The organism is Stenotrophomonas sp. YJH_SMC_4 (assembly GCF_059371575.1).
On sequence record NZ_JCAFUR010000032.1, the window covers coordinates 1 to 26,789 of the forward strand.

The 26,789-nt window shown below is 66.9% G+C and carries 17 protein-coding genes and 2 pseudogenes; 7 read left to right on the forward strand and 12 right to left on the reverse strand.

Going from position 1 to position 26,789, the window contains the following annotated elements; genetic code table 11:
* A partial coding sequence (locus AC5P9F_RS20165) for an integrase core domain-containing protein (RefSeq protein ID WP_146257439.1) occupies window positions 1–127 on the forward strand: 127 nt, incomplete at its 5' end.
* 22 nt (window positions 128–149) lie between these two features.
* Here the strand turns inward: AC5P9F_RS20165 and AC5P9F_RS20170 are convergent.
* The 9 genes and pseudogenes from AC5P9F_RS20170 to AC5P9F_RS20210 all read right to left on the reverse strand — a co-directional run bounded on the left by AC5P9F_RS20170 (window position 150) and on the right by AC5P9F_RS20210 (window position 18,404).
* Window positions 150–620, reverse strand: coding sequence for a SecDF P1 head subdomain-containing protein (locus AC5P9F_RS20170; protein WP_024958687.1), 471 nt, complete (start codon window positions 618–620; stop codon window positions 150–152).
* Window positions 617–1,168: an HdeD family acid-resistance protein gene (locus AC5P9F_RS20175; protein ID WP_005411507.1), complete on the reverse strand. Its 552-nt coding sequence runs from the start codon at window positions 1,166–1,168 to the stop codon at window positions 617–619. The genes AC5P9F_RS20170 and AC5P9F_RS20175 overlap by 4 nt, the downstream gene beginning before the upstream one ends.
* Window positions 1,169–1,861: 693 nt before the next feature.
* Window positions 1,862–2,101 (reverse strand): annotated as a pseudogene (locus AC5P9F_RS20180) (hypothetical protein); the annotation flags it as partial.
* 169 nt (window positions 2,102–2,270) lie between these two features.
* Complete coding sequence (locus AC5P9F_RS20185) at window positions 2,271–2,663, reverse strand: hypothetical protein (RefSeq protein WP_143569551.1); 393 nt, start codon at window positions 2,661–2,663, stop codon at window positions 2,271–2,273.
* Between the two features lie 3 nt (window positions 2,664–2,666).
* Window positions 2,667–12,956: a hemagglutinin repeat-containing protein gene (locus AC5P9F_RS20190; RefSeq protein ID WP_308679409.1), complete on the reverse strand. Its 10,290-nt coding sequence runs from the start codon at window positions 12,954–12,956 to the stop codon at window positions 2,667–2,669.
* A gap of 86 nt (window positions 12,957–13,042) precedes the next feature.
* Window positions 13,043–14,725, reverse strand: a complete 1,683-nt coding sequence (locus tag AC5P9F_RS20195) for a ShlB/FhaC/HecB family hemolysin secretion/activation protein (RefSeq protein ID WP_227860347.1) — start codon at window positions 14,723–14,725, stop codon at window positions 13,043–13,045.
* 256 nt (window positions 14,726–14,981) lie between these two features.
* Window positions 14,982–15,671 (reverse strand): ComF family protein, encoded by a 690-nt coding sequence (locus AC5P9F_RS20200; RefSeq protein WP_308679412.1) that lies wholly within the window; start codon window positions 15,669–15,671, stop codon window positions 14,982–14,984.
* Window positions 15,672–15,759: 88 nt separating this feature from the next.
* Window positions 15,760–16,929, reverse strand: a complete 1,170-nt coding sequence (locus AC5P9F_RS20205) for an L-dopachrome tautomerase-related protein (RefSeq protein WP_076739880.1) — start codon at window positions 16,927–16,929, stop codon at window positions 15,760–15,762.
* A gap of 149 nt (window positions 16,930–17,078) precedes the next feature.
* Window positions 17,079–18,404, reverse strand: coding sequence for a chloride channel protein (locus tag AC5P9F_RS20210; RefSeq protein WP_043034227.1), 1,326 nt, complete (start codon window positions 18,402–18,404; stop codon window positions 17,079–17,081).
* 204 nt (window positions 18,405–18,608) lie between these two features.
* On the opposite strand from AC5P9F_RS20210, the gene bioB reads away from it, so the two are divergent.
* The 5 genes from bioB (at window position 18,609) to bioC (ending at window position 23,446) form a co-directional block, all read left to right on the forward strand.
* Window positions 18,609–19,652, forward strand: coding sequence for a biotin synthase BioB (gene bioB, locus AC5P9F_RS20215; RefSeq protein WP_005414796.1), 1,044 nt, complete (start codon window positions 18,609–18,611; stop codon window positions 19,650–19,652).
* Window positions 19,653–19,719: 67 nt separating this feature from the next.
* Window positions 19,720–20,943: an 8-amino-7-oxononanoate synthase gene (gene bioF, locus AC5P9F_RS20220; protein ID WP_088611077.1), complete on the forward strand. Its 1,224-nt coding sequence runs from the start codon at window positions 19,720–19,722 to the stop codon at window positions 20,941–20,943.
* A 17-nt stretch (window positions 20,944–20,960) separates the two neighbouring features.
* Window positions 20,961–21,740 (forward strand): pimeloyl-ACP methyl ester esterase BioH, encoded by a 780-nt coding sequence (bioH, locus tag AC5P9F_RS20225; RefSeq protein WP_088611076.1) that lies wholly within the window; start codon window positions 20,961–20,963, stop codon window positions 21,738–21,740.
* A gap of 29 nt (window positions 21,741–21,769) precedes the next feature.
* On the forward strand, window positions 21,770–22,549 hold the full coding sequence (locus AC5P9F_RS20230) for an SDR family oxidoreductase (protein ID WP_049418756.1): 780 nt from the start codon (window positions 21,770–21,772) through the stop codon (window positions 22,547–22,549).
* 12 nt (window positions 22,550–22,561) lie between these two features.
* Window positions 22,562–23,446, forward strand: coding sequence for a malonyl-ACP O-methyltransferase BioC (bioC, locus tag AC5P9F_RS20235; protein WP_005414800.1), 885 nt, complete (start codon window positions 22,562–22,564; stop codon window positions 23,444–23,446).
* A 725-nt stretch (window positions 23,447–24,171) separates the two neighbouring features.
* On the opposite strand, the gene AC5P9F_RS20240 is transcribed toward bioC, so the two are convergent.
* Window positions 24,172–24,816 carry a YdcF family protein gene (locus tag AC5P9F_RS20240; RefSeq protein ID WP_024958800.1) on the reverse strand — a complete coding sequence of 215 codons (645 nt, stop codon included), beginning with the start codon at window positions 24,814–24,816 and terminating at the stop codon, window positions 24,172–24,174.
* A complete protein-coding gene (locus AC5P9F_RS20245; RefSeq protein WP_242875075.1) occupies window positions 24,801–25,763 on the reverse strand; it encodes a pyridoxal-phosphate dependent enzyme in 963 nt (320 codons plus the stop codon). The genes AC5P9F_RS20240 and AC5P9F_RS20245 overlap by 16 nt, the downstream gene beginning before the upstream one ends.
* A gap of 159 nt (window positions 25,764–25,922) precedes the next feature.
* Here AC5P9F_RS20245 and AC5P9F_RS20250 point away from each other — a divergent pair, with 159 nt between their 5' ends.
* Window positions 25,923–26,411, forward strand: a complete 489-nt coding sequence (locus tag AC5P9F_RS20250) for a hypothetical protein (protein ID WP_024958802.1) — start codon at window positions 25,923–25,925, stop codon at window positions 26,409–26,411.
* A 254-nt stretch (window positions 26,412–26,665) separates the two neighbouring features.
* Here the strand turns inward: AC5P9F_RS20250 and AC5P9F_RS20255 are convergent.
* Window positions 26,666–26,789 (reverse strand): annotated as a pseudogene (locus AC5P9F_RS20255) (IS110 family transposase); the annotation flags it as partial.

Sequence of the window (26,789 nt, forward strand, 5' to 3'; positions counted from 1 at the left end):
CCAGCGCAATTCCGTGCTGACCCAATGGCTGCACCACTACAACTGGCACCGCCCTCACATGGGGATCGGTGGCCAGCCACCTATTTCCAGAGTCCTGCTGAACAACGTGGTGGGTTTACACAACTAACAGTCGACTCTACCGCCTCCCATCATTTCCCGGTGATGTGCCTGGCAATCTCCTGTGCCTCGGCAATGCTCGGCAGCCCGCTCAGCATCATCGATTCACCGAACGGGCCTTTCACCGTCGCCACCATCAGCACGCGGCCATCCACACTGATCGCTGCTCGCTGGCCCACCAGTGCTGCCGTGCCATCGTGGATGCGTTGGCGTGCTTCTGGCCGATACCGGATCTGCAGGCCGGGCTCCTGGCCCGCGTCCAGCACATAGCGCACATCGGCGATATCTGCACTGTCGGCAATCGGCGGCTCGCGCAGCGCCAGGGTCTCGCCCTGCCACTGCGCTTGCGTGCCCTTGCCATCCGCATCGACCGCGCTCAGGCGCACATCCACACCGGGGCGCGGTGCATGGCGCTCGACTGTCTGCACTGCGGGCGTGGCGCCCGGCATGCAGCCGGCCAGGGTCAAGGCCACGCCCACCAACATCGGAAGCGCCGTTCTCACTTCAGCTTCCGCAGCTTGAATGCCACCAGCACCTGCAGCAGGCCGTACAGCAGGCTGCCGATACCGATCCACAGCGTGGTGACCGCCACGCCGGCATACGGGTTGGCCGCAAACAACAGGCCCAGCACCACGGCCAGCACGCCGCTGAGGATCAGCAACCATTCGCCCTGGATCTGCTTGCGCACGCGGATCGCGAACACGATGCGATAGATGCCGGCCACCAGCAGCCACGCCGCCAGGAACAGCACCAGCACGCTGGCCGTTGCCAGCGGATTGATCACCGCCAGGATGCCGAAGCCCAACGAAGCAATGACATACAGCGCAAGCCAGCCGCGCGAAGCGCCGCTACCGCCACTGATCAGGGCGAACAAGCTGATGACACCCTCGATGATGGCCATCACGCCCAGCGTCCAGGCCAGTGCCATGGCTGCGGACAGTGGCCAGCCGATGGCGATGATGCCGAAGCCGAGAGCGACCAGGCCATACAGCAGGAGGATCCACCAGCTACGGCCGATTGCCGACAACAGGGGAGACAAGGGGGAATTCATGGCTACTCCATCGATCCGGAATCGGGTTCATCGTAGCCCGTTGTGATGAAGAGGGGGATCACGGTGGTTCTGGATCGGCTTAGTCTTGGATCGATGTGCCCAGGGATATGAGCGTCAAGTACCGCGGTCGTTAGATCAAGGCCTGCTTCGACCTTCATTTGGACTCCGCAACCACCCGGCCGGCGGCAATGTGAGTACTGGTGGTGCTGCTGTCATTCCTCTTCGCACTGTCCAGGCCAGCTCAGTCCTGCGATGCAAGTCTGCTCTGCGGGTCGCCCCCGGTGTGTCCTGCACCGCTACATTCACCGCATGACCCGAAGGACCAAATTATCTCAATTACCCACCCAACCCCTCACGCTCCATAATATCCTTTAGCTCAACGGCCATCTTTACAGCCTCATCAATTGGAACTCCAACCCTCAGTTCATACTCCTTCCCATTCAATGTTGCAAATGACTCTCGAATGCATGATAGAACCAGCTCGAGCTCTCGGGAGTTTAGGTACAGAATAAGGTCCGCATCGTTAATTCTATCTAATTTCATTGAACTCTCAGTATGGAACTGATTGAGTCGGGAGAGTGGAGATATAGCCTTTCCAGTTCTCAGGCTGGAACGCGATTCCTTCTCCACCGTTTGGATTTCTAAAGACAACGGTACCTGTACTCTCTTGAATATATACCATCCGACCATCTTGCCGATGCCACCGCCACTGGTCTTGGCGCGGGATTCGTTCTCGATGTCGACAACGGTCAGGCTGCCGGTATCCAGGCGGTTCTTCGAGGCATCGGCGGTGCTGCCGATCACACCGCCTTCCAGGTGCGTATTGCCGCCTACGGTGATGTTGAAGCCACCACTGCCGGCAACGATGCCGCTCTGTTCCTGCACGCTGCGCAGGTGGCTCTCGACCTTCTGCTGGTCGATGTTGACGCTGCCGCGGCCGCTAGGGATGCCCTGAACAAATCCCGAGACGGGCCATTGAAAGCTGATGGACGGGTGTCGCTGCGCTGTACGTCATTGATTTTCCGTCCCGTCAGATGCGCAGCGGGCCGCAAAAGTGATCGCGCCAGACCAGGGGCGGAATTGTTCAGAGGATCCCTAGCTTCTACATGTTTCTCACCCTTGTTATTTCCCTCTTAGCCATGACCCTATTTTTCTGTGAAACTTTTTTGTCGAAGGCAACAGAATTCAAGTCATCGATAATTAGTTCAACGTCTTGCTTAGCCAAGAATGGAACCCAAGAAAGCGCCAACCCTATCCAGTAGTCAGAGTCATGATTCAAGCCAATTTGAACCAAAAGAGGATATGGGAAATTCCGACCCAAATCCGAAATTACCTTTTCAAATGGAAACTCAAGAAGAGTAATCGCACGCCTGAGCGCCTCCTTTCCCTCAAGGGAAAATGATACTGATGGCCCCTCAAGTCGCCACACCCCCATCCCGTCACTAAAAATGACGAGACCGTTACCCAGGAATTTTCTCTCCGGCGGAATATTCATAAATTACATTCCAGCACCATGCTTAATCTCAATCCCATAATTTTTCATTGCCTGTTCAAACTGAGCGCGAACCTCCGGACTCCAGTTCATCCAGTAGTGCCCGCTATGCTCGTTGGTTATTATCTCGCCATTCTTCCCCCTGGAGAACATGCCCCCTACTAGTTCCTGGGGGTTCCCACCAATACTAGCGCCCAGCTGCTCATGAGGGGAGCCGCCCAGATTCGCCTTAGGCTTACCCACTGCAAATTTGTTTGTTTTCGGATCGAAAACAAACTCGATCGCCTTACTTCTTGTGCCAGGGAAATAGTTTTGGATTGCTGTAGACGATACAGAGCCCGGCTCCAAGGCTAGAACACCATCTACCGGGCCAGATCCCTTCCAGCTCGGACTACTCTTAACTGCTCGCTCAGTCGTCTCAGCCGCTGCATTCTGCACCGACTTCAGGATCTCCTCAGATTTGAGCACACCCTGCTTGGTCGCGGCCCCGGCGATCTCCGCGCCCACTTCACCAACGATCTTCGCTCCAGGCAACCGCACCGGGATCAGGAACGACGCTGCGCCGATGGCAGCACCGTTGCCGTCGCCCTTGGCTACGCTGGCGATCACGGTACCAGCGGCGCCAATGTCGCCACTGAAGGTCCCCATCATCGTCCAGCCGTCACCTCCCCGGATCTTCGTTCCGCGCAGGTTGTTCAGATCATAGAATTTGAGCTGCATGTCGTCCTTGGATACGCCGGAGGACAGCAGGGATCCGATGACCTGCCTGTACAGTGCATCGTCGTTGAGCAGATCGTTGCCATAGAGGTTGAAGTTTTTGTATTCCGCCTCCGTCGCGCCGAACCCGTATGCCCCGCCCATCTTGCTCAGGAAGTCAGTGGCTTCCAAATCAACGTTCTCGATGCCCACCAATCGGGCGACCTTTGCATCAACAAGCGCAGCACCTTCCGTGGTCAGCCTGCGTACCGCCTCTGCTTCGCTGATGCCTTCCTGGGCGGCGAACGCGGCAGCATTCATGTTGATCCACTTCACCTCATCCGGATGCAGCTGCCGATTGAACCGATCCCCGGTCACCGCAATGTTGGCGCCCGTGCTTCCACCCAGAGCCCCGCCCACCATCGCGCTGCCAACTTCCATCAGCGACTGGTAGTCCTCCCAGCTCAGGTTGCCCTTGTTGCTCTCGAGGAATTCCGAGATCGCGATCTTGGCCTTCTCCGCACCAGCAGCACTCACCGCGCCGTTCAGCGCATCCGCACCACCCAATGCGGCCATCGCCGCACCGGCCATGCCGTGCAGCAGTGCGCGGCCGTTGCCGCCGTCGGCCCAGAACGCCTTGCCTTCTTCGGTCTCCGCCTTCTGGCTCAGGTAGCCGCCCAGGTCGCCGACACCCTTGAACAGCAGCTGCCCACCCAGCTGCATCACCTCGGCACGCTCCTGCATCTTGCGCAGGTCAACGGCCGACAGTGCGCTGTCGGTATCAAAGCCGGTCGCGGTCCGATCAAGACCTGCCAAAGCGCTCTCATTGCCATCGCGCACCACCACGGTGCCGGCGGCGATGTCCGAGCGCGTGGTACTGCTGTCGTTCTTCTTGGTGCCGCCCATCAGGCTCAGCCCCGCGCCGGCCGCGCTCCCCAGCGGGTTACTGATGCCACCGCCGCTGCTCATACCGGTGCCGATGCCACCGCCACTGGTCTTGGCGCGGGATTCGTTCTCGATGTCGACAACGGTCAGGCTGCCGGTATCCAGGCGGTTCTTCGACGCATCAGCAGTACTGCCGATCACGCCGCCTTCCAGGTGCGTGTTGCCACCCACGGTGATGTCGAAGCCACCGTTGCCGGCAACGATGCCACTCTGTTCCTGCACGCTGCGCAGGTGGCTCTCGACCTTCTGCTGGCCGATGTTGACGGTGCCGCCGCTGCCATACACGAAGGTGCCGCCAGCCTGGGTCTGCTTGCTGGCGTAGTCGTCGGTGTCCTGCTCGCTGATGATGGACAGGTTGCCGCCGATGCTGGCCACCACCTTGTCGCCACTCAGCTGGGCACCCTGCAGCGTGGTGTCCTTGCCACTGATCACGGTCAGGTTGCGGTCGGCGTCCACCACGGTTTCGACGTGCGTGGTGCCGTTGCCGCTGCCCTTGCCCTTGGCGGTGCTGGCCGATACGTACCAGCCGGTCTGCGCACCGATGCTGAAGCCGATCTCACCGCTGCCGCTCTTGTTCTTCGACGACTGCGTGTGGTCTTCCGCTTCGCTGCGCAGGGTGATGTTGTCCCGCGCGGCCAGCGCCACGTTGTCACCCTTCACCTGGCTGCCGATGATGCTCAGGTCACCGGCGGTGGCCACGATGCTGACGTCGCCCTGGCTGCGGATGGTACTGCCCACCGCCGACTGGTCGTGGCTGGTCTGGCTGGCACTGGAACTGGAGGCGCCGATGCCGATGCGCAGGCTCACGCCGTCGGTGGCGCCGGAAGCGCCTTGCTGCATGGCGCCACCGACGCCAGCGGCGGCATTGGCCGCCTGCACCGCGTACAGCGCCTTCAGGCGATCATCCTGCGCATTGCCGGCCGCCTTGGCCGCACCGTAGGCGGCCAGGGCGGCATCCACCACACCGCCGGTCAGCCCGACGTTGATACCGGCACTCTTCTGCTTGGTGCTCTGGTGTACGTCAGTGGTGCCCTGTGCCGCGTCGATCACCACCTGCCCGCCCACCAGCTGCGTACCGGTCTTCGACAGCACGTCCGAACCGGTGATGTGCAGCGTGTTGCCGGCGCTCAGGTTGACCCGGCCATCGGTTGAGCCGATCAGGCTGCCCTGTGGCGCGCTCTGCTCGATCTCCAGGCCCTTTTCCAGCTTGCTCTGGCCGATGGTCAGGTTGAAGCCACCGCCGCCGAACACGCCCGAGCGCTTGACGGTCTTGTCATGCTCTTCGCTGTGCGTGGAGGTGGCCGTGCCGATGGTGAGGTCGCGGGTGGCTGCCACCACCACATCACCGGTGGCAGCCACCTGCGCCGCCTGCGCGACGACGTCACGTCCGGCGCCGATGGTCACCGTCTCGCCGCTGAGCGTGGTGCCCACCACCAGACTGTCCCGGGTTGCGTCGTAAGTGGTGGTGGTCTTGCTCGACAGCAGGCCCTTCTTCCTGCGCGTGGTTTCCTGCTCCCAGCTGTGGTCCTCCTGCGCCGCCAGCAGGTTCACGTCGCGCGTAGCGGCAATGCTGATGCCGCCGTCGGTGCTGCCGACCTGCGTGGCAGTGAGGTTGGCATCGCGCCCGGCCACCAGCGCAATGTCACCGCCGGCCTGCAGCGAAGTGCCGTGCACGGTCTCGTCCATGCTCTGCGTGGTCTGCGAGAAACGCTTGCCACGGCTCTGCTGCTGGCTGGTGTTGGTGGTGGTTTCGGCCTGCAGGTTGAGATCGCGCCCGGCCACCACGGCCAGGCCGTCGCCGGCCTTCAGCTGCGCGGCCTGCAGGTTCACGTCCTGCCCGGCCTGCATGCCCAGCGAGCCACCAGCCTCGATGCCGCTGGCGTTGAGGGTTTCGCGCGTGTAGCGGTTGCTGGCCCAGCCGCCCTGTTCGGTGGTGGTCAGTGCGTTGAGGTTGATGTCGTTGCCGGCCGTGGCATGGACGCTGCCGCCGGCCTTGGCGGTCACTGCCGTCAGGTTCAGATCGTGGCCGGCGTCCAGCGACAGGCCGCCGCCCACGTCCAGCGTGGTGCGACGCAGGCTGCCATCGCCCTGCATCTGCGTGGTGAGGTTGAGGTCGCGGCCGGCCTCCAGCGCCGCGTTGCCGCGGGCACGGGTCTGCGAACCGACCAGTGCCAGGTCACGTCCGGCTTCCAGCGCCAGGCTGCCGCCGCTGCGGATGCTGGCCACGTCGATGCCGCTGACACTCTTCAGGTCGCGGCCGGCCACCAGGGCCACGTTGCCGCCCTGGATCAGGCCGCTGTTGTTGAGGATGTCCTCCACGGCGGTGATGCGGGCATTGCCGCCCGCGGAAATGCCACCGCGATCGTTGAGCAGGCTGCCGGTATCGATGGTCAATCGATCATCGGCGCGGATCATGCCCTGGTTGGACACATTGCCGGCGCGGATCTCCACCGACTCGCCAGCGATGGCGGCGCCCCCCAGCTGCAGGCGGTTGGCGGTGGCCTGGGACAGGTACACCACCGGCACCAGCACCTTCTGGCCGTCCACTTCCTGGGCGACCATCCACACGATGTCTTCGTTGAGCGCGGCCACCTGTTCGGCCGACAGCGCCACGCCCACGCTCAGCTGCTGGCGCGCGGCTTCGGTCACGCCGGCATCCATCATGGCGCGGTACTGGCCCATGCCATCGCCCTGGTCGGCATCCAGGTAGCGACGCCCGGTCAGGCCGGTGATCTGTTCCATCACCAGGCGCTGCTCGTAGAAGTCGTCACCCATCCGACGCAGCTGCTTGTCGGGGTCCAGGTTCAGGCGCTGGAACATGTAGTCCGAGCCGATCCACTGCCCGAAATTGGCGAAGCGCGGATCGGTTTCCACCAGCCAGCGCTGGTTGCCCGGATTGACCGTGTACAGGCCGCCACTGGGCAGCGACAGGCCCGGCAGCGGATTCTGCGGGCTGCCCACCACCTGCGGCGGCGGCACCGTGGTGACACGGCCAGGGCCCGGGGAGCCGGTATCACCGGCCGTGCCCGCACCCTGCGCCTGCGCGCTGGCAGGCCCGGTGGCCACGCCCTGCTGTGCACCCGGTGCGCCAGCATTGCCGCCGACCGCGCCGGCGCCCTGCTGCTGGCCCAGTTCGGGTGCGTAGGCGTTGTTGCCCTGCCAACCGGCAACGTCCAGCGGTGTGCCACCGCTGTGCGCGGTGACCACGGCGTTGTTGACCTCGCGCGCTTCGATCTGCACCTTGCGGCCGGCGGTGATGCTGGCATTGCCGCCGGCCAGCGTGACCTGCTTGGTGACCGTGCTGGTGCCCAGCGCGCGGCTGCCGCCATAGATCTCGAAGTCGCAGCGGCTGGGGCAAGGGCGGTAGGTGTAGTCGATGGTCGACGTGCGCTGGACCACCTTGTAGCCGGCCAGCGCCTCGTTGTTGACCACGCCGGCCCAGTCGTTGGGGTCTTCGCTGTTGGATGAGCCGCGGCCGTTGATCGAGAGGTTGCGACCGGCGGCGATGGCTGAGTTCCGGTTGTCGACCGAGCCGCCGGACATCTGCATGTCGCGACCGGAAATCAGCTGCGATGCCGCGCTGGCGGCGATGACGGTGGTGCCTTCCAGCACCAGGTCCTTGTGCTCGGTCCAGACTTCCAGCACGGCGCAGTCGCCCGGGCACAGCTTGCCCGGCGGCGCCGGGCCGTCGATGCCGTCGACCCTGAACGTCCCGCTGTCCGGGTCGGCAGCGCCTTCGTTGCCGCTGTAGACCTTGTGCTGGGTGACCAGCACACGACGCTCGTTGGCCACGCCCAGTGCAGCCAGGATCAGATCGTTCTCGGCCTGGATGCGCCCGGAACGGTTGCGGATCTGCTGGGCGTTGCCGCCGTTCCAGCCCTGCAGGCGGATGTCGCCCAGGCTGAAGAGCTCGCCGTCGAGGTTGTCGATGTAGTTGGCATACAGGTTGATGCGGCCGGTGGCCGCCATCAGCCCTTCGTTGTAATCGCGTGCGACCAGCGTGTTGCCCAGGTCGCGGCCGTTGGTGATGCGCGAGGCGCGCAGTTCCAGCGCGTTGCCCATCACGGTGCCGGTGTTGGTGATGTTGGCAGCCGACACCTCCACCGTATCGCCATCCACGCGACCGGCATTGCTGAAATCGCCGGCCGTACTCAGCGCGACACGACCACTGCCATTGCCTGCCGTGGCGTTGAACTGCCCGCCAGCGGTGTTCTCGATCCGCGCCGCCGAGACTTCAAGCGTGCCCTTGCTCTCCAGGCGCCCCTGGTTGACCAGTGCGCCGGCCACGTCCAGCTTCAGCAGCCCGTTGCTCTCCAGGCGCTGGCCATTGCCATGCACGTAATCGCCCGCCAGCGTCAGGCGCAGCTCGCTGCCGCCGAACAGGCGGCCGATGCCGCTGAAGGCCTGCAGGCGTGCGCCGAGTGCTTCATAGGCGCTGATTTCGCCGCCACCATTGGCCAGGCTGCCCAGCGTCAGCTGGCTCTGGCGACTGAGCAGCCGGCCGTTGCTGTTGTCCAGCGCGGCAAGATCCAGGCGCAGCAGGTTGCCTGCGCTGAGCTGGCCACCAACGTTGAATACCTGTGCGCCGGCGCGCTCCAGGTACAGGGTATTGGCGGCGTGGACCATGCTGCCTGCGTTGTCCAGCGATGCGGTCTGCAGGCGCAGGTCGGTTCCGGCCACCAGCTTGGCCTGGCCGCCTTCGGCGCGGTTGTCCACGCTGCCTGCGGTCAGCGTCAGCGCACCACCGGTGCTGCCCAGGGTGCCGCCACGGTTGTCCAGCGCAGCGGCCGATTCCAGCGACAGCTGCCCGGTGCCGTTGGCCACGATGCGGCCGCCACGATTGCCCACTGAGGCAGCGCGGATGTTCGCAGCGCCCTGTGCTTCGATGTTGCCCTGGCTGTTGTCCAGTGCCTGGCGGATCTGCAGATCCAGCGAGGTGCCGCCGTGGACCAGGCCACGCTGGTTGGCCAGCGCACCGGCCACGTCGAGCGCGAGTTGCTGGCGGGCGTACAGGTTGCCATCCACGTTGCGCAGGTCGCCCGTGCGGCTGGTCACGCGCGCATTGCCCTCGGCCCCCAGCAGGCCATTGCTGTTGTCCAGCTGGGAGGCCAGCACCTGCAGCTGGCCGGAGCCGCGCTGCACGATGGTGCCAGTGCGGTTGTCCAACGCCCCGGCAGCGTCCACGGTAAGGTTGCCGCCAGCATCGAGCCGGCCACCGGTGTTGACGATCTCCGTGCCGGTTACGCGTGCCCCGCTGCCTGCGGTGAGCGTACCGCCGCTGTTGTCGAGGCGCCCGGCAACGGCCACGTCCGCCTCGCCGTTGCCGACGATCAGGCCGGCATTGCTGTTGTCCAGTGTGCCGGTCTCGATCTTCAGCACACCCGTGCCCGCATGCTCGATGCGGCCACCCTGGTTCAGCAGCTGCGCAGCCTTCAGGTGGACACTGCCAGCATTGGCGGCGATGCGCCCGCCGGTGTTGCGCAGGGCACCTGTCAGGCCAAGTTCAAAGGGATCGGTGCCGGTCTGCAGCAGTTCGCCGGCGCTGTTGTCCAGCGCGGCCGCCAACAGGCCGATGCGCGTACCCTGCAGCCTGCCCGCATTGCGCAGCAGGTCGGTGGCACGCAGGTCGAGCAGACCGATGGCGGTCAGGCTGCCGCCGATATTGCGCCACTCACCGCTGCGCGCCTGCGCCAGCAGGGTGCCACCGGACCAGACCTGGCCACCCTCCAGCAGCAGGCTGTCGCCCAGCAGGTGAACCTGCTGGCCGGCGTTGATCTGGCCGGCGTTGCGCAGCTGCTGACGCGCATCAAGGGTGACGCTGCCGGTGCTGCCGACCTTGCCGTCGGCCAGCAGGCCCGCCACGATCACGCCGCTGTTGTCGATCTGCCCCGCCCGCAATTCGATGTCACCCGAGGCCAGCACGCGCCCGCGATTGCTGGCCTGGGCGGCCTGCAGCGTGACCGTGCGCGCCTGAACGTCGGCCGCAGTGCGCAGTGCCTGCGCAGCCTGCAGCGACAGCGCGCCGCTGGCGAACAACGCCGCCTCGTTGTCCAGGTCGCCATCGCTGCGCACCTGCAGATCAGCGGCGCTGTCGATCGTTCCCTTCAGCGTCACGCCGGCATCGGCGGACAGCACGACGCCCTGCTGCGCAAAGACCTTGCCCGACTGCTCCAGGCTGCCGCCCGCGTGCGCGGTCAGTGTGCCGGCAGCCAACGTGCGCCCGCCCAGCACCAGGGCCTGGTCACTGCTGAGCTGCACGTTGCCGCGCTCGCTGCCCAGTTCACCCTCGCTGCGCAGGGTCCGGCCCCGCACCTGCAACGTCTGGCCGGCCACCAGACTGCCCTGGTTGTCCAGTGAATCGCGCACGGTGACATCGACATCGCCGGCGCCATAGAGGTCGCCACGGTTGTCGATCACATCGGCCTTGGCCGTCAGTGCTCCCTTGGCGAACACGTTGCCGGCGTTGTCCAGCGTCACCGCATCCAGCTGCAGCGACTGCGCACTGGACAGGTTGCCGCCGGCGCGGTTGTGCAGCGCGTCGGTGCGCACGTCAAGCGCGCCATCGCTGGCGATCACGCCGGCATTGTCCAATGTGGTGGTGCGCAGCTGTGAGCGGTCGCGACCGTAGATCACACCACTGTTGCTCAGCTCAGTGGTGCGCAGGTCCATTGCCTGCTGGCCATGCAGGCGACCGTCGTTGATGACCTTCTGCACGTCCACGGCCAGCACGCGTGCCAGCGCCGTGGCGGCCGCCTGCTGGTGCAGGACGCCGCCCTGCAGGGTCAGGGTGCCGCCGGCTTCAAGCCGGTTGCGGTTGTCGAGCGTGGCAACGGACAGACGGGCATCGGCTGCGCTGCCGATGATGCCGGCGTTGTCCAGCACATCGGCGTCGACCTGCAGGCCCTTGCCCCCCTGGATGCTGCCGGTGGTGTCATTGTCGATGCGTGCGTTGGACTTCAATGCCAGCAGGTCCACTGCCTGCAGCGTGCCGCTGTTGCGCAGACGATCGACCGTCAGCGTGGCCTGGCGGGCCTCAAGGGTGCCTTGGTTGTCCACGCCGCCGGCAGACAGTTCCAGCGCCTGCTCGGAGAGGATGCGTCCGGCGTTGTCCAGCTGCTGGCGCGCCTGGATCTTCAGCAGCACGCCCGCAGACAGCTCGGCGTCCTTCAGCTGGGTGATGCGGTCGCCCGCTGCACGCAGGTTGGCACCGGCACCGATGATGCCCTCGTTGTCGATGCTGGCCGCGTCGAGTTCGACGTCGGCGTCGCTGTACAGCTGGCCGGCGTTGTGCAGCTGCGCGGCCTGCATCCGTACGCCCTGGTTGCCCAGCAGCAGGCCGGCGTTGTCCACCTGGCGGACCTGCACGTCCAGCGCCTGCGCGCCCAGGCGCGCGCCCTTGTCCTGCGCCAGCGTGTCGGCGCGCACGGCAAGCCCGGCGCCTGCGGTCACCTGTGCATGGTTCTGCACCTGTGCGGCAGCCAGCGCGATGCTGCCCGCGCTCTTCACCGTGTCAGCCAGGGTCAGCATGCCACCGGCGTCCAGCTGCATCTGCGCGGCCTGCGCACTGCCGGCCAGGTCCAGATTCTGGTTGGAGCGTACGGCCAACGCAGCGCCCGCCGACGTGGAACCGGCAAGCGACGCCTGCCGGGCACGGATCTGAAGATCCCCCTGCGCGTACTGGGTACCGTCGGCCTTCAGGTCACCGCCGGTTTCGATCTGCAGGCGGCCTGCGGCCGCCGTGCGTCCACTCAGGCGGACATCGCCGGCCTGGGTCAGGATGAAGTCGCCTGCGTCGGCCACCATCTGGCCCGTGCTGCGCACGCCCACGCCGGCCTCGGTACCGACCAACCGGATCTTCCCTGCATACATGCCCCCGAGGGCGGCAACATCCAGGCCGAACTGCGGGCGTTCGCCTTCTCCGGTGATCGCCTGCGTCGCCAGGGTCTGGGCATCGATCTGGTTGGCGCCGGTGACCACGTTCACCTGGCGCGCCCAAAGGCCCGCGTTGAGCTGCACCGCGCGGGCCAGCAGGTCGACGCCTTCCAGGTTGCCGGCATCCAGGCCGTTGCCTTCCAGGCGGATCGTTCCGCGCGACACCCGGAACGCCGACAGGCTGCCATCGTTGCCGAACACCGGGGTGCCGGTGGTCAGCGTGCCACGGGTGGTATTGATGAAGCCGCAGCCATCGCAGGTGATGCCATTGGGGTTGGCGACGATCACCGCCGCCGAGCGCCCCGCCACCTCGATGTGGCCCTGCAGGCGTGACGCGTTGGTGGATGTCACCTCATTGAGGATCAATCGTGCCGACTGGCCCGGCTGCAGGTTGCCGTTGCCCTGGATGTAGCCACCCAGTTGGGTCTGCACGGTGCTCGCGCTGTTGTTGAGGATCTGCCCCTCGCGCCCGACGTTGTAGTCCTGGAAGCGGTTGTGCGATACGCCGCCCGCGTTGGGCCGGTTGATCTGGATGACCGGCACGCCGTTCGCCGCCTGGTCGGCCCGCGCCTGCTCGCCGGCCTGTACCTGCACCTGGGCAAACGAGCTGCCCGGGGCCAGGAACGCGAATGCCAGCGTGGCGCTCGCCATCGCGGTGCGCAGGCGCGTGGCCCAACCGGCGCCCGAAGCGGACAGGGACAGACTGCGGAATACGTTCTTCATGCCAGGTGCTTCCATCAACCCAGGGGGGAACTGCACACACAACAACCCGATCACGTCGCCACGTGGCGACGGTGCTTCCAGTCGAATCAGAACTGCCAGGACGCGCGGAATCCGATCACGTGACCGCGTGCCTCATGCTTGAGCCACGCCGGGCGGCTCATCGGTACGCCGACGAAGCCATCCCACGCCAATCCGCCCAGCTCGCCACGTGCACCCAGGTGGGCGCCGCTGAGGGTTCCGCCGCCGATACCCTGGCGGTCGTCGCGCTCGATGTGGCCGATATCGATGCCCGCATAGGGCGCGATGGCGCGATGTGCCATCCAGCTGATGCTGTTGCGCCAGTAGCCGCCACGGCTGCCGCCGAGTGGCACCTCGCCGTCGAAGCCGTTGACGGTATAGCGGCCACCGACGCTGATGAACTCCGAGCCGTACAGCGTGTCCTTGCTCCACTGGTAGCGGAGCGCGGTGTTCCATGCCAGCGGACGCGGCCCGGATGTCAGGGCGCCACCGGCGCCGATATCCAGCGTGGTCAGCCCATAGCGGAACGTCGGCGCCAGGTCATCACGGCCCACGGCGTCATCATCGCCTCCCAGCCACGGCACGCCGCGGCGGTGCGCCAGGCGGATATCTGCCTGGACCCGCCCCAGGTACTGGCGGTGCAGCAGCGCCAGCTCGACCGAGGTGGTACGCCGGCGCTGGCCTTCGATCTCCACGCCTTCCACGTAGCTGTGCGACGACCGTTGCGCCACGCGCAGCTCGATGCCGCTGCGGTAGCTCTGGCCACGCACCAGCAGCCGTTCCACCGCCAGGTCGACGTTGCTGGAGGTGCCGGTGCTGGCGAACGTGTCGGCGTTGCTGGCGATGGTCTGCTTGTAGCGCGAGCTGTAGGTGCTGGTGCTGAAACGCCAGTTGCCCAGCGGCACCGACCACGATGCATTGAAGCCGTGGGTACCCCGGCCCTTGTCGGCACTGCCGTCGCTGCTGACGCCAATGCTGAGCAGGTCGTTGACGCGAGCCAGGTTGTCTACCCACGCGGTCGCGCCGACCTGCTGCTTTCCGGTCGCACGGCTGCCGGCATCATCCAGCGACACCGAGGCACGCCATCGCTTGCCGTGGCGGATGCTGATGACCACGTCCGACTCGCCGGGCACCTCGCCCGGCACCAGTTCCATGTTCACGTCCTGCGACGGAACGCGCTTGAGTTGCTCCAGGCCCTGTTCCAACGCGCGCAGATTGAGTACGTCCCCCGGCCGCGCGGGAAACGCACTCTTCCACATCGAATCGGGTACCTCTTCCGCGTTGAAGCGGATCTGCCGGATCACGCCCGGCACCAGCTGCAGGCGCAAGGTTCCGCTGCCCAGGCTCTGCTCGGGCAGGCCGATGCGGGTGGTCACGTAGCCCTTGGCCAGCGCCAGATCCGAAGCACGCCGCACGATCAGCGCGATGCCCTGCTGGCCCACGCAGCGGCCACGGTAGCGGTCGAGATAGCGCTGCAGGAACGCGAACTGCCCCAGATGCGCGCCGTCAAGCTGCAGCTGCTGCAGGGTGAAGCACGGTTCTTCGTCCGGCAGTTCCAGCGAATGCAGATCGGTGGCGGCGTCCGGCTGTTCGCGTGATACATCCGGCAATGCCTGCCGTTGCTCACGCTCGCGCGCCTCGCGCTCGGCGCGTTCGCGCAGTTCCTGCTGCTCGGCGAACGAGGGACTGGCCGACTGTGCATGCACGACGCCGATCCACAACAGTCCCGCGGTGCCCAGAACAGCACGCATGCCGCATCCTGCTTTTCTGTTACCCATCAACGACTTCCTTGTCCAGCATTGGTACAGACCTGGGGCTGTGAACAGACATCGTGCAGAGAGAACATGCGGCCAGCACCGACTCGACCGCCAACCGCTATCGGCGGGAGTGCGCGGAACTTTAGGGTCTTTGCATCCGTGTACCAATTGCGGCGACGCAGTCGAGCACCACACGCTGAAGGATGGGCATCCTTCAGCAGCCGTCATACGTCGTCAATCGCTGCGGCCGTTACGGCACACGTGCGCACACCCATACCCGCACGTCCCTGGCACCGGCCAGCCGCAACGTCTCGGCGATTTCCATCACTGTGCTGCCGGTGGTCATCACATCGTCCATCACGGTCAGCCGTGTCGGCGGCGACAAGCGCGTGCCGAATGCGTCAAAGAGGTTGTCCCTGCGCTGTTCTGCGCTGCGCTCGGACTGCGGCGCGGTGTGGCGGCGCCGGTAGAGGCCCTGCCAGACCGGCATCGGCAGCAACCGGCACAGTTCGGCGGCCTGGTTGTAGCCGCGCTGGCGCAGGCGCCGCCCATGCAGCGGCACCGGCACCAGCGGCGCGCACGACCAGGGTGGTGGTGCGCGCTGCATCAGCTGCGCAAGCAGGCGACCTGCCGCCAGATCCTGATGGAACTTGTAGCGCACCAGCAGCTGATCCACGGGTGGAAGGTACAGCAGGCTGGCATGTGTGGCGGCCTGCGGCGGCACCTCCTCGCGACAGATCCCGCAGACGATCAGGGCGTTCCCGGGTAGCGGGAGTGCGCAGCGCAGGCAGGCACGACCGGCCCAGGGCAGTTCGGCAAAGCAGGCGCGGCACAGGTCAAGTTCATCGTGGCCCGGCTCGCCACAGACCAGGCAGCGCAGCGGGAGCAGCACACGAAGTGCCGCCTGCAGGAGGCGAGTGGACTTGAACAGGGTCGGCATGCGCTACAGCGTGACCGCGCCGCTGCCCCGAGGCCATCAGACGCACGCTCCTTGACCCGTAGGCATCTTTACCCGTTTACGGAGCACTTCACCGCGTCGGCGCAGGTGCGGCATCCACACGCGTGCGGTACACCATGTAGGGCTTCTGCCGGCGATCCACGCCGCCATTGAAGCCGGCCTGTCGATGCAGCTGGTTGGCGGTGAAATACAGATAGCCGTCCGGCCCCATCGACAGCGTATCCGGCCACAGGATGCGCGGGTCGTGCACCACCGTCGTCCATCGCCCCTGCGCGTCGCGGGCATGGATGGCGTTGTGCTCGTAGTCGCTGGCATACAGCCGCCCGTTGGCGTCCATCTCCATGCCATCGGAGGCGCCCTTGTCGCCCAGGTCGACCACCGCTGCCGCCAGTTCCGCTTCACTCAGCTTCGGGTCGCGCAGCAGCGCGGTCGGCACGCTGTACAGATGACGGCTGGACAAGGGTGTGTAGAACAGGGTGCCGCCATCGGGCGACAGGGCGATGCCATCGGCGGCCACGGTGAACGGCGCCGACGAACCGTCGGCGTTACGCAGCCGCATCTGCCGCCCTTCCACGATCGGCACGAAGGCGGCATCGGCCGAGGTGGATACGTGGCCGACCAGGCGCTTGGACGCGGCGCCAGTGGCGAGGTCGATCACGATGATGCCGCCGATACCGCTCAGCGACGAGTCGGTCACGTAGGCCACGCCCTCGCGGCCAACCCGGAAATCGAAGCGCACATCGTTGACATAGGTGCGCGCGTCGATGACGTTGGCCGGGAACACCAGCGTCCTGGCCACGGTGTTGGTGGCCAGGTCGATCGCCACCAGTTTGGCACCGCCGGCCTGTGGCGCAGAGAACCCGGGCGCGGCGGTATCCAGCACCCACAACCGGCCCTGGCCATCGGCCACCACACTCTGCACGCTGATGAAGTGGGCCGCCGGATCGGGACCGTCCTTGCGGTTGATGCGCGCATCCGGATAGGGCACGGCATGGCCATCGCGCCACTCGGCCACGCTGTAGGCCACCTCATCGCCCCAGCGCGGGAAGTTGACGAAGATCCGCCCGGTTTCAGATACCGCCACGCTGGTGGGCATGGCACCTTCGAAACGCGCCACCGGTTCGAGGGTGCCGATGCTGCGCTCGCTGGGCAGCAGGGGCGCGCCGGACATCGCCAGCGCGGGGGAACTGGCCAGGGCCAGGACGGCAGCCGCCAGGCGGCGGATACGGCAGTTGATCATGGTCGCGCTCTCGATGCAGGTCCGGGTGCAGCCCCGGCGTGGACGCATCTTCTGCGTCGCGCGTGGCATCGGGTAGACGGTGCAACGCGGAATCAGCTTCACTGCAAAAGTGAAGATTGCGGCCTGATTGATCCTGTCGATCAAGGTAATCAGCGATGCCTATCAGCTGATTCTGCTTGCGGCGCCATCAACAACTCCGCCAGCCCGCGGTAGATCGGCACGCGGCACACCAGCCCGGACACACCACGCGCGATCAGCACCGTCGCCAGGATCGGCAGCAGCAGATCGCCGCTGTCGGTCAGCTCCAGCGAGATCACCGCCGAGGTCAGTGGCGCTTGGGTCACACCGGTCAGGTAGGCGCACATGCCCAGCAACACGAACGCGCGCGGGTCCACGCCCGGCATCAGCACTGACAGGTTGTGGCCGAGTCCCGCGCCGACCGCCAACGCAGGTGAGAACAGGCCACCGGGAATGCCCGCCACGTACGAGGCCAGGTTGGCCAGCAGCTTCATCAACCCGAACTCATGGCCGACCAGCGCCTGGCCCTGCACCAAGCTGCGCGCTTGTTCGTAACCGGTGCCGAACGCGCCTTCGCCGAACACCAGGGCCAGCACGACCACCACCAGGCCGCAGCCCGCGGCCAGCAGTACCGGATGCCGCTGCCGCAGCTGCCCCAGCCAACGCGGACGGCCCGCCGCGCTGGCCAGTACCGCACGTGCGAACAGCCCGCCCAGCAGGCCCGCCACCACGCCGCACAGCAGGATCGCCAACCAGCCCTGGCCGAGCGGCAGGCGTGCGCTCACATGGCCGAAGTAGGTGTAGTTGCCCAGCAGGCCCAGCGACACCACGCCACCGACGATCACCGCGGTCAGCAATGTGCCTGAGAAGCGATGCTCGAAGCGGCCGCTGAGCTCCTCGATGGCGAAAACGATGCCGGCCAGCGGCGTGTTGAACGCCGCCGCGATACCCGCCGCACCCCCGGCCAGCAGGAAATGCGAGAGTTCGCGGGGATCCTTGAAGCCGAACCAGCGGCCGAACAGATACATCAGGCTTGCGCCTACGTGCACGGTGGGCCCCTCGCGCCCGACCGATGCGCCCCCCAGCAGCGACAGCGAGGTCAGCAGCAGCTTGCCGGCCGAAACCGCTGGGGAAAGGTTGGTTTTCCGGAACGGCTCATCGGCCTTGTCCAGCGCAGCGATGACCTGCGGAATGCCGCTGCCCCGCGTGGGCTTCAGCACGCCGGAAGTGAGCCAGGCCAGCAGCGCGAAGATGCCCGGCGTGAGCAGCAGGGCCCACCACGGCGAGTGCGTTGTGATCCGCTGGAATACATGAAAGGCGGCGTCACTGGCCTTGGCAAACAGGATGGCCACCAGCGCCACGGCCACGGCACCACCCCAGAGCGCGGCACGGCGACGCCAGGCCTCGCTGAGAACCAGCGCGGTGATGCGGCCGCGGAGGCGATGGAGATCGGTCATGGGTAAGAGTCTGGGTGCCAGCGCTTGCGTTGGGGAGCGGCCACTGTGGCTGGACACCTTGCAGCATGCGGTGAAATGCGGCGCTTCGCTCGATGCTCTATTGCGCCGACGACCCGTAAACCAAATTAAAATCCAGATGGTTGACAGCCTCCCCGCGCCCACCCACACTGCCGCCCTCGCTCCACTCGTATCCAAGGTCCCGCCATGGCTGCTGCCATCCGCCACGACTGGCAACACGACGAACTGCAGGCGCTGTTCGATCTGCCGTTTCCCGAGCTGCTGTTCCGCGCCGCCGCGGTGCACCGCGAGCACTTCGATCCGGCGCAGGTGCAGGTGTCCACGCTGTTGTCGGTGAAGACCGGAGGCTGCCCGGAAGACTGCGCGTACTGCCCGCAGGCGCAGCGCTACAGCACCGGGGTGAACGCGCAGAAGCTGATGGAGACCGACGCGGTGCTGGCCAAGGCGCGCCAGGCCAAGGCCGCCGGTGCATCGCGCTTCTGCATGGGCGCCGCGTGGCGATCGCCGAAGGACCGCGACATCCCGAAGGTGGCGGCGATGATCGCCGGGGTGAAGGCACTGGGGCTGGAGACCTGCGCCACGCTGGGCATGCTCAGTGGCGAGCAGGCGCGTGCGCTGAAGGACGCCGGCCTGGACTACTACAACCACAACCTCGACACCGCGCCGGACTACTACGATTCGATCATCCACACGCGCCAGTACCAGGACCGCCTGGATACGCTGGAACACGTGCGCGATGCCGGCCTGAAGACCTGCTGCGGCGGCATCGTCGGCATGGGCGAGACGCGCGCGCAGCGCGTCGGCCTGCTGCTGGCGCTGGCCTCGCTGCCGGCACATCCCGATTCGGTGCCGATCAACAAGCTGGTGCAGGTGGCGGGCACGCCGCTGCATGGCAGTGCCGAGCTGGACCCGTTCGAGTTCGTGCGCATGATCGCGGTGGCACGCATCGCCATGCCGCGCTCGATGGTGCGGCTGTCGGCCGGGCGCGAAGCCATGAGCGACGAACTGCAGGCGCTGTGTTTCCTGGCCGGTGCCAACTCGATCTTCTACGGCGACAAACTGCTGACCACCGGCAACCCGGAGAGCGAGCGCGACCTGGCTTTGTTCGCCCGGCTGGGCCTGCAGCCGATGGCGGTGCAGGTGGATGCCGAGGGCCACGACCACGGCGGCACCGTGCACGCCGACATCAGTGCCGATACGCCCGGCTGCGGCTGCGCTCACGCGGCCTGAGACGGGCCGCAAGCAGGCGCCGCGGCAACGCGCTACCCTAGCCGCCCCGTCGACGCATTCAGCCACCATGGCCCGCCCCGACCTGACCGCCCGCCTCCACGCCCAGCGCGCCCTGCGCGATGCCCAAGGCCGTCGCCGCCCGCGACGCACGGTCACCCGTCGCGATGGCGTGCGCCTGGAAGTGGACGGCCAGTGGCTGACCGGCTTCTGCAGCAACGACTACCTGGGCCTGGCCCAGCAGTTCAGCGTGGTCAACGCGCTGCAGGACGCCGCCGCACGCGAAGGCGCTGGCGCAGGTGCCTCGCACCTGGTCTGCGGCCATCATGCCCTGCATGAGGCGCTGGAACGCGAGGTGGCCGAATGGCTTGGCTATCCGCGTGCGCTGCTGTTCGGCAGTGGCTTCGCCGCCAACCTGGCGGTGCAGCAGGCGCTGCTGAGCGAAGAGAACGATGTCTGCGTACAGGACAAGCTCAACCACGCCAGCCTGCTCGATGCCACCCGGTTGGCCGGTGCACGCCTGCGCCGTTATCCGCACCTGGATGCGGAAGGCGCAATGCGTCAGCTCAAGCATGCGCCCGATGGCGCGGCAATGCTGGCCACCGATGGTGTTTTCAGCATGGATGGCGACATCGCACCGCTGCGTGCATTGTCGCTTGTGGCACGCCTGCAGCAGGCGCTGTTCTATGTGGATGATGCGCACGGTGTAGGCGTGGTCGGTGATGGCCGTGGTGCCGTGGCCGCCGCCGGACTGGGCGTGGACGATGTGCCGCTGCAGCTGGTCACGCTGGGCAAGGCACTGGGCGGTTCCGGTGCACTGGTGCTGGGCCGCGACGACCTGATCGAGCATCTGGCCGAGACCGCACGCCCGTACATCTACACCACCGCCGTGCCACCAGCGATGGCCGCCGCTGCGCTTGAAGCGGTGCGCCTGGCGCGCCGCGACCACTGGCGCCGCACCAAGCTGACCGACCTGATCGCGCTGTTCCGCAGTGAAGCGCGTCGCCACGGCCTGGACCTGATGGCTTCGGAAACGCCGATCCAGCCGCTGCTGTGCGGCGATGACCACGCCGCCGTGGCGATGTCCACGGCGCTGGAACAGGCCGGCTGGCTGGTCGGTGCAATCCGCCCGCCGACGGTGCCGGAAGGCAAGGCGCGCCTGCGGGTGACACTGTCCGCGCTGCACACGCCGGAACAGGTGCGGGGCCTGGTCGAGGCCATCGCCAGCGCGCGTGAACGCGTGGCCCTGGCCGTGCGTGAAGCCGCGCCACCGCCGCTGCCTGTCTTTGCCTGAGTTCCGTGTCGTTGCCCATGCATATTGACGTCACCGGCCGTGGGCCGGACCTGGTGCTGATCCACGGCTGGGCCCTGCAGGGCGGCGTGTTCGCGCCGCTGGTGCAGCGGCTTGCGGACCAGTTCACCCTGCACCTTGTCGACCTGCCCGGCCATGGGCACAGCCGCGAGGACTCCACGCCGCTGCGCCTGCCGTTCGTGGTCGGTGCCATTGCTGCGGCTACGCCGCCGGCGGTGTGGTGCGGCTGGTCACTGGGCGGCCTGTTCGCATTGCACGCGGCGGCCACGCTGCCAAAGGTGCGCGGGCTGGCGATGATCGCCGCCACGCCACGCTTCGTGCGAGGCGAAGACTGGCCGCACGCGGTGGAGCCGGCGGTGTTCGAGCAGTTCGGCCGCGAGCTGGCGACCGACTTCGGCGGCACGCTGGAACGCTTCCTCGCGCTGGACGTAATGGGTTCGGCGCACGCCCGCGAGGAGCTGCGCACGCTGCGCCAGCGCCTGGTCGAGCGCGGTGCGCCCACCGAACGCGCCCTGCTGGAAGGCCTGCGCCTGCTCGAAAGCACTGACCTGCGCGGCGCACTGCCAACGCTGGGCAAGCCCAGCCTGTGGATCGCCGGCCAGCGTGACCGGCTGGTGTCTCCGGTGGCGATGCAGGCCGCCGCAGCACTGGCCCCGGGCGCGCAGGCGCTGACCATCGCCCACGGCGGCCACGCGCCGTTCCTTGGCCATGCCGACGAAGTGGCCGCCGCCCTGCAACACTTCGTTGCCGCCCTGTCGCCGGCTGATGGCGGACAATGAGCACCTTCCAAATTCCGCAGGACTGACGCATGGATCTGGGCATCAACGGCCGCTGGGCACTGGTCTGCGGCGCCAGCAAGGGGTTGGGCCTGGGCTGCGCGCGTGCGCTGGTGCGCGAGGGCGTCAACGTGGTGATCGTGGCCCGTGGCGAGGCTGCACTGCAGATCGCCGCTGAAGAACTGCGTGCCGTGCCCGGCGCCGCCGAGGTGCGCGCGGTCGCCGCCGATGTCACCACCGAGGCCGGCCGTGCTGCGGCACTGGCCGCATGCCCGCAGGTGGACATCCTGGTCAACAACGCCGGTGGTCCGCCGCCCGGTGATTTCCGCAGTTTCGAGCGCGACGACTGGATCGCCGCGCTGGACGCCAACATGCTGGCGCCGATCGCGCTGATCCGCGCCACCGTCGACGCGATGATCGAGCGCGGCTTCGGCCGCATCGTCAACATCACCTCGTCGGCGGTGAAGGCCCCGATCGACATCCTGGCGCTGTCCAACGGCGCGCGCAGCGGCCTGACCGGTTTCGTCGCCGGCCTGTCGCGCCGCACCGTGGCCCACAACGTCACCATCAACAACCTGCTGCCCGGCCAGTTCGACACCGACCGCCTGCGCGCCAACTTCGCCCACAGTGCGGGCAAGGACGGCGATGCTGGCGAAGTGGCCGAGCGCCGCCGCCAGCAGATTCCCGCCGGCCGCTTCGGCACGCCGGACGAGTTCGGCGCCGCCTGCGCCTTCCTGTGCAGTGCGCAGGCCGGTTACCTCACCGGGCAGAACCTGCTGATCGACGGCGGCGCCTACCCCGGTACGTTCTAAGAGACTTTCGCAATGCCGTCCCACTTCGATGCCCGCCACGTCCGCCGCGCGTTCGCGCGTGCCGCCAGCAGCTACGATGCCGCCGCCGCCCTGCAGCGCGAGGTGCAGTCGCGGCTGATCGAATCGCTGGACTACCTGGAGGCACGCAAGCCCGAGGTGGTGCTGGACATCGGCGCGGGTACCGGCCATGCCAGCGCGTTGATGAAGAAGCGCTGGCCGAAGGCGCAGGTGATCGCGCTGGATGTGGCGCTGCCGATGCTGGACCAGGCCAAGCGCCAAGCCGGGTGGTGGAAGCCGTTCCAGCGCCTGTGCGGCGATGCCGCCGCGCTGCCGCTGGCCGACAACAGCGTGGATGTGATCTTCAGCAACCTGTGCCTGCAGTGGGTGGACGACCTGCCGGCGGTGTTCGCCGGATTCCGTCGCGTGCTCAAGCCCGGGGGCCTGCTGCTGTGCTCGACCTTCGGCCCGGAAACCCTGGTGGAACTCAACGAAGCGTTCGCCGCCGCCGATGATCGTCCGCACGTGAGCCGCTTCGCGCAGATCGCCCAGTTCGGCGACGCGCTGATGATGGCCGGCTTCCGCGACCCGGTGCTGGACCGCGATCTGTTCACCCTGACCTACGACGACCTGCCCTCGCTGATGCGCGAGCTGCGCGCGATGGGTGCGACCAACGCGCGGGTGGACCGCCGCCATACGCTGACCGGGCGTGGTCGTTTCGCCGCTGCCGCCGCTGCATACGAGCCGATGCGCCGTGCCGACGGCAAGCTGCCCAGCAGCTGGGAAGTGATCTACGCCCACGCCTGGGCGCCAGATCCGGGCGCGCCGATCCGCGAAGGCGGGCATGACGTCGCCTCGGTGCCGGTATCGGCGATTCCAATCCGCCGCAAGCAGACCTGATCGTCTGGTAGTGCCGGCCGCTGGCCGGCAACCTCACGATTCCCTGGTGGGCATCTGCCGGCCAGCGGCCGGCACTACCAAATGCCACGCCATACGCGAATCGCTCCGCTAGGCGCCGGCCGTCACTCTGGTAGGTGCCGACCTTGGTCGGCACAGTGCCGGCAGCATCGCGATCTGACAGATGGTGCCAACCAAGGTTGCCACCTCCAATTCCTAGCGGTGTCGGCGATTCCAACCCACCGCAAACAGACCTGATCGTCTGGTAGTGCCGGCCGCTGGCCGGCAACCTCACGATTCCCTGGTGGGCATCTGCCGGCCAGCGGCCGGCACTACCCAATGCGACGCCTTACGCGAATCGCTCTGGTGGGTGCCGACCTTGGTCGGCACAGTGCCGGCAGCATCGCGATCTGACAGGTTGTATCGACCAAGGTCGGCACCCACAAAATTCGGGCGGTGTCGGCGATTCCGATCCGCCGCAAGCAGACCTGATCGTCTGGTAGTGCCGGCCGCTGGCCGGCAGCATCGCGATCTGACAGATGGTGCCAACCAAGGTTGGCACCTGCCAATTCCGAGCGGTGTCGGCGATTCCGATCCGGCGCAAGCAGACCTGACCGTCTGGTAGTGCCGGCCGCTGGCCGGCAACCTCACGATTCCATGATGGCCATCTGCCGGCCAGCGGCCGGCACTACCCAATGCGACGCCGCGCCCAACGCAGGCTTCCGCCCTCAGGTATTGGCCGGCGAACTCAACGGCGGGCGCACCAGGTCGCGGTGGAAGAAATAGATTTCCTGCACCAGGAAGCGCCAGCTGGTGTGGAAGCTGCGGAAGCGCGTGCTGGGCGTGGACGAGGCCAGCGCATCGATGCCGAGCGCCTTGCTCAGGCGCAGCGCGCGCGCCATGTGCAGCGGATCGCTGACGACGATCACCCGGTGCAGGCCGCGCTGGTCCATCAGCCGCTTGGCTTCAACCAGGTTCTGCACGGTATTGCGCGAAGCGGTTTCGATCAGGATCGCATCGTCCGGCACGCCATGCTTCAGCGCATAGCGCCGCGCCACCTGCGACTCGGAGAAGCGCGCACCGGTGCCGCCATAGCCACCGGTGAAGATCAGCAGCGGCGCATAGCGTGCTTCATACAGATCCAGCCCGTGGCGGATGCGTTCTTCGAACACCGGTGACGGCTTGGCGTCATAGGCGGCCGCACCCAGCACGATGATGGCGTCGGCCTTGGCGGCCTGGTCGCGTTCACCCACCCAGACGATCCAGGCGGTCACGCCCAGCAGCCAGATCACCAGCAGCACGAACAGCCGCCACAACCAGCCCAGCAGGCCGGTGCGTTCGCGGTGCCGCCCGCGGCTCACGCCGCCCCCCAGCGCAGCGCCGGCAGGTCGACGTTGCCGCCGGACAACACCAGGCCCACGCGCAGGCCGGCGAAGCGCTGCGGCTGCGCCAGCACCGCAGCCAGCGCGGTGGCCGAAGAGGGTTCCACCACCTGCTTGAGCACGTCCCACAGCAGGCGCATCGCCGCCAGCGTCGCGGCGTCATCGACCACGATCACCTCGGCACCGACGGCGCGCAGCAACTCGAAATTGGGCGCGCCGATCAGGGTACGCAGGCCATCGCAGATGGTGTCCGGGGTGAACGCGCCCTGGCGCTCGCCGATGGCCAGCGAGCGCGCGGTGTCATCGGCGCCGGCCGGCTCGGCCAGGATCAGCCGGGTCTGCGGACTGGCATGCTGCAGGGCCAGCGCGGTACCGCTGGCCAGGCCACCGCCGCCCACCGGCACCACCAGCGCGTCGAACGGGCCGTCGCTGTGCAGCAGTTCCAGGGCCGCGGTGCCCTGCCCGGCCATCACCGCCGGGTTCGTATAGGGATGCACCAGGGTTGCGCCGGTATCGGCCTGCACCCTGGCGCAGGTGGCCTCGCGGTCGGCGATGGTCGGCGGGCAGCGCCAGAGCGTGGCGCCGTGGCGGGCGATGTTGGCCAGTTTGGCGGCCACCGCCCCCTCCGGCACCACCACATGGCAGGGGATGCCCCGGGTGCGTGCGGCCAGGGCCAGCGCGGCGCCGTGGTTGCCGGAGGAATGGGTCACCACACCAGCACTGGCGCGATCGGCATCCAGCGACCACACCGCATTGCAGGCACCACGGAACTTGAATGCGCCACCACGCTGCAGGTGCTCGGCCTTGAAGGCCAACTGCGCACCGGTCATTGCATCGAGGGTGCGCGAGCGCAGCACCGGGGTCACGCTGGCATGCGGGGCAATCCTCGCAGCAGCAAGCAGGACATCATCGGCGCGGGGCAACAGTGAATCGCTCATGACGCAAGATTAACGTATGCCCCCGCGCTGGCGACCGGGGCACAGGTCATGCCAGCATGCAGCCCTACGCCTCCATTCATCCTGGCCAGCCGAATTAAGGGCCGATTCAATGCCCGCGCACGAAGCTGGCTGCACATCCGTCCTCTGGGGGGACCCACCATGAAAATGCGCCTGTTGCTTGCCGGTGGCCTGTTGTTGGGCCTGACTGGCTGCACCACCTACGACTATGTAGGCGGTGGCCGCGGTGGCGGCTACTACCACGGCGCGCCGTCGGTGGAGTACCGCTACCCGGCCGGCTATCCCTACAACTACGGCTACCCGTACTACGGTGGCTATGGCGGCTATTACGGCGGCTATGGCAACCCGTACTACTCGCGCCCGATCTACCGCCCGCCGCACAACCACCGCCCGCCGCCGCGCCCGCCCGGCAACGGTGGCGAGAACCGTCCGCCGCCGCCGAGGCCGTCGTACAACGGCGGTTCCCCGTGGCGGAACATGGATTCGATGCGTCGCCCGCCGCAGTCGAACATGCAGCCGCCGGCGCCCGCACCGCAGGCCCGCCCGGCCCCGGCACCGAGTGCGCCGAGGATGAACGGTTCCCCCTGGCGCAACATGGATCGTGCGACGCAGCGCACAGTTGAGCGCTGAACCGTCTTGCATTTCACACGGTCCAAGCCGCAATCTACGCGGACAGTGACGGCCCGCGTCACAAAGTGACAAAAACGACACGAGCCGCCGCAAAAAGCTCTACGTCGATATCCGACAGGAACATCTGGATCCCCCCTGTTCCGGCCCTGTCGGATGTCGGCACCTCTGAAGGCATACGGCCCCGCAATGCGGGGCCGTTTGTTTTGCCGGGCCGCCAACCGGCGAGAGCCCCAGCGTCAGTAGCAACTGTCTTGTCAGGGGCAGCCGAGGGCCACCTCGGCGTCTCGCTTACGGGCGTTGAGGATCACCAGCATTTTGCGCATGACCGCCACGAGCGCCACCTTGCTCGCTTTGCCCTTGGCCTTCAGGCCAGCGTAA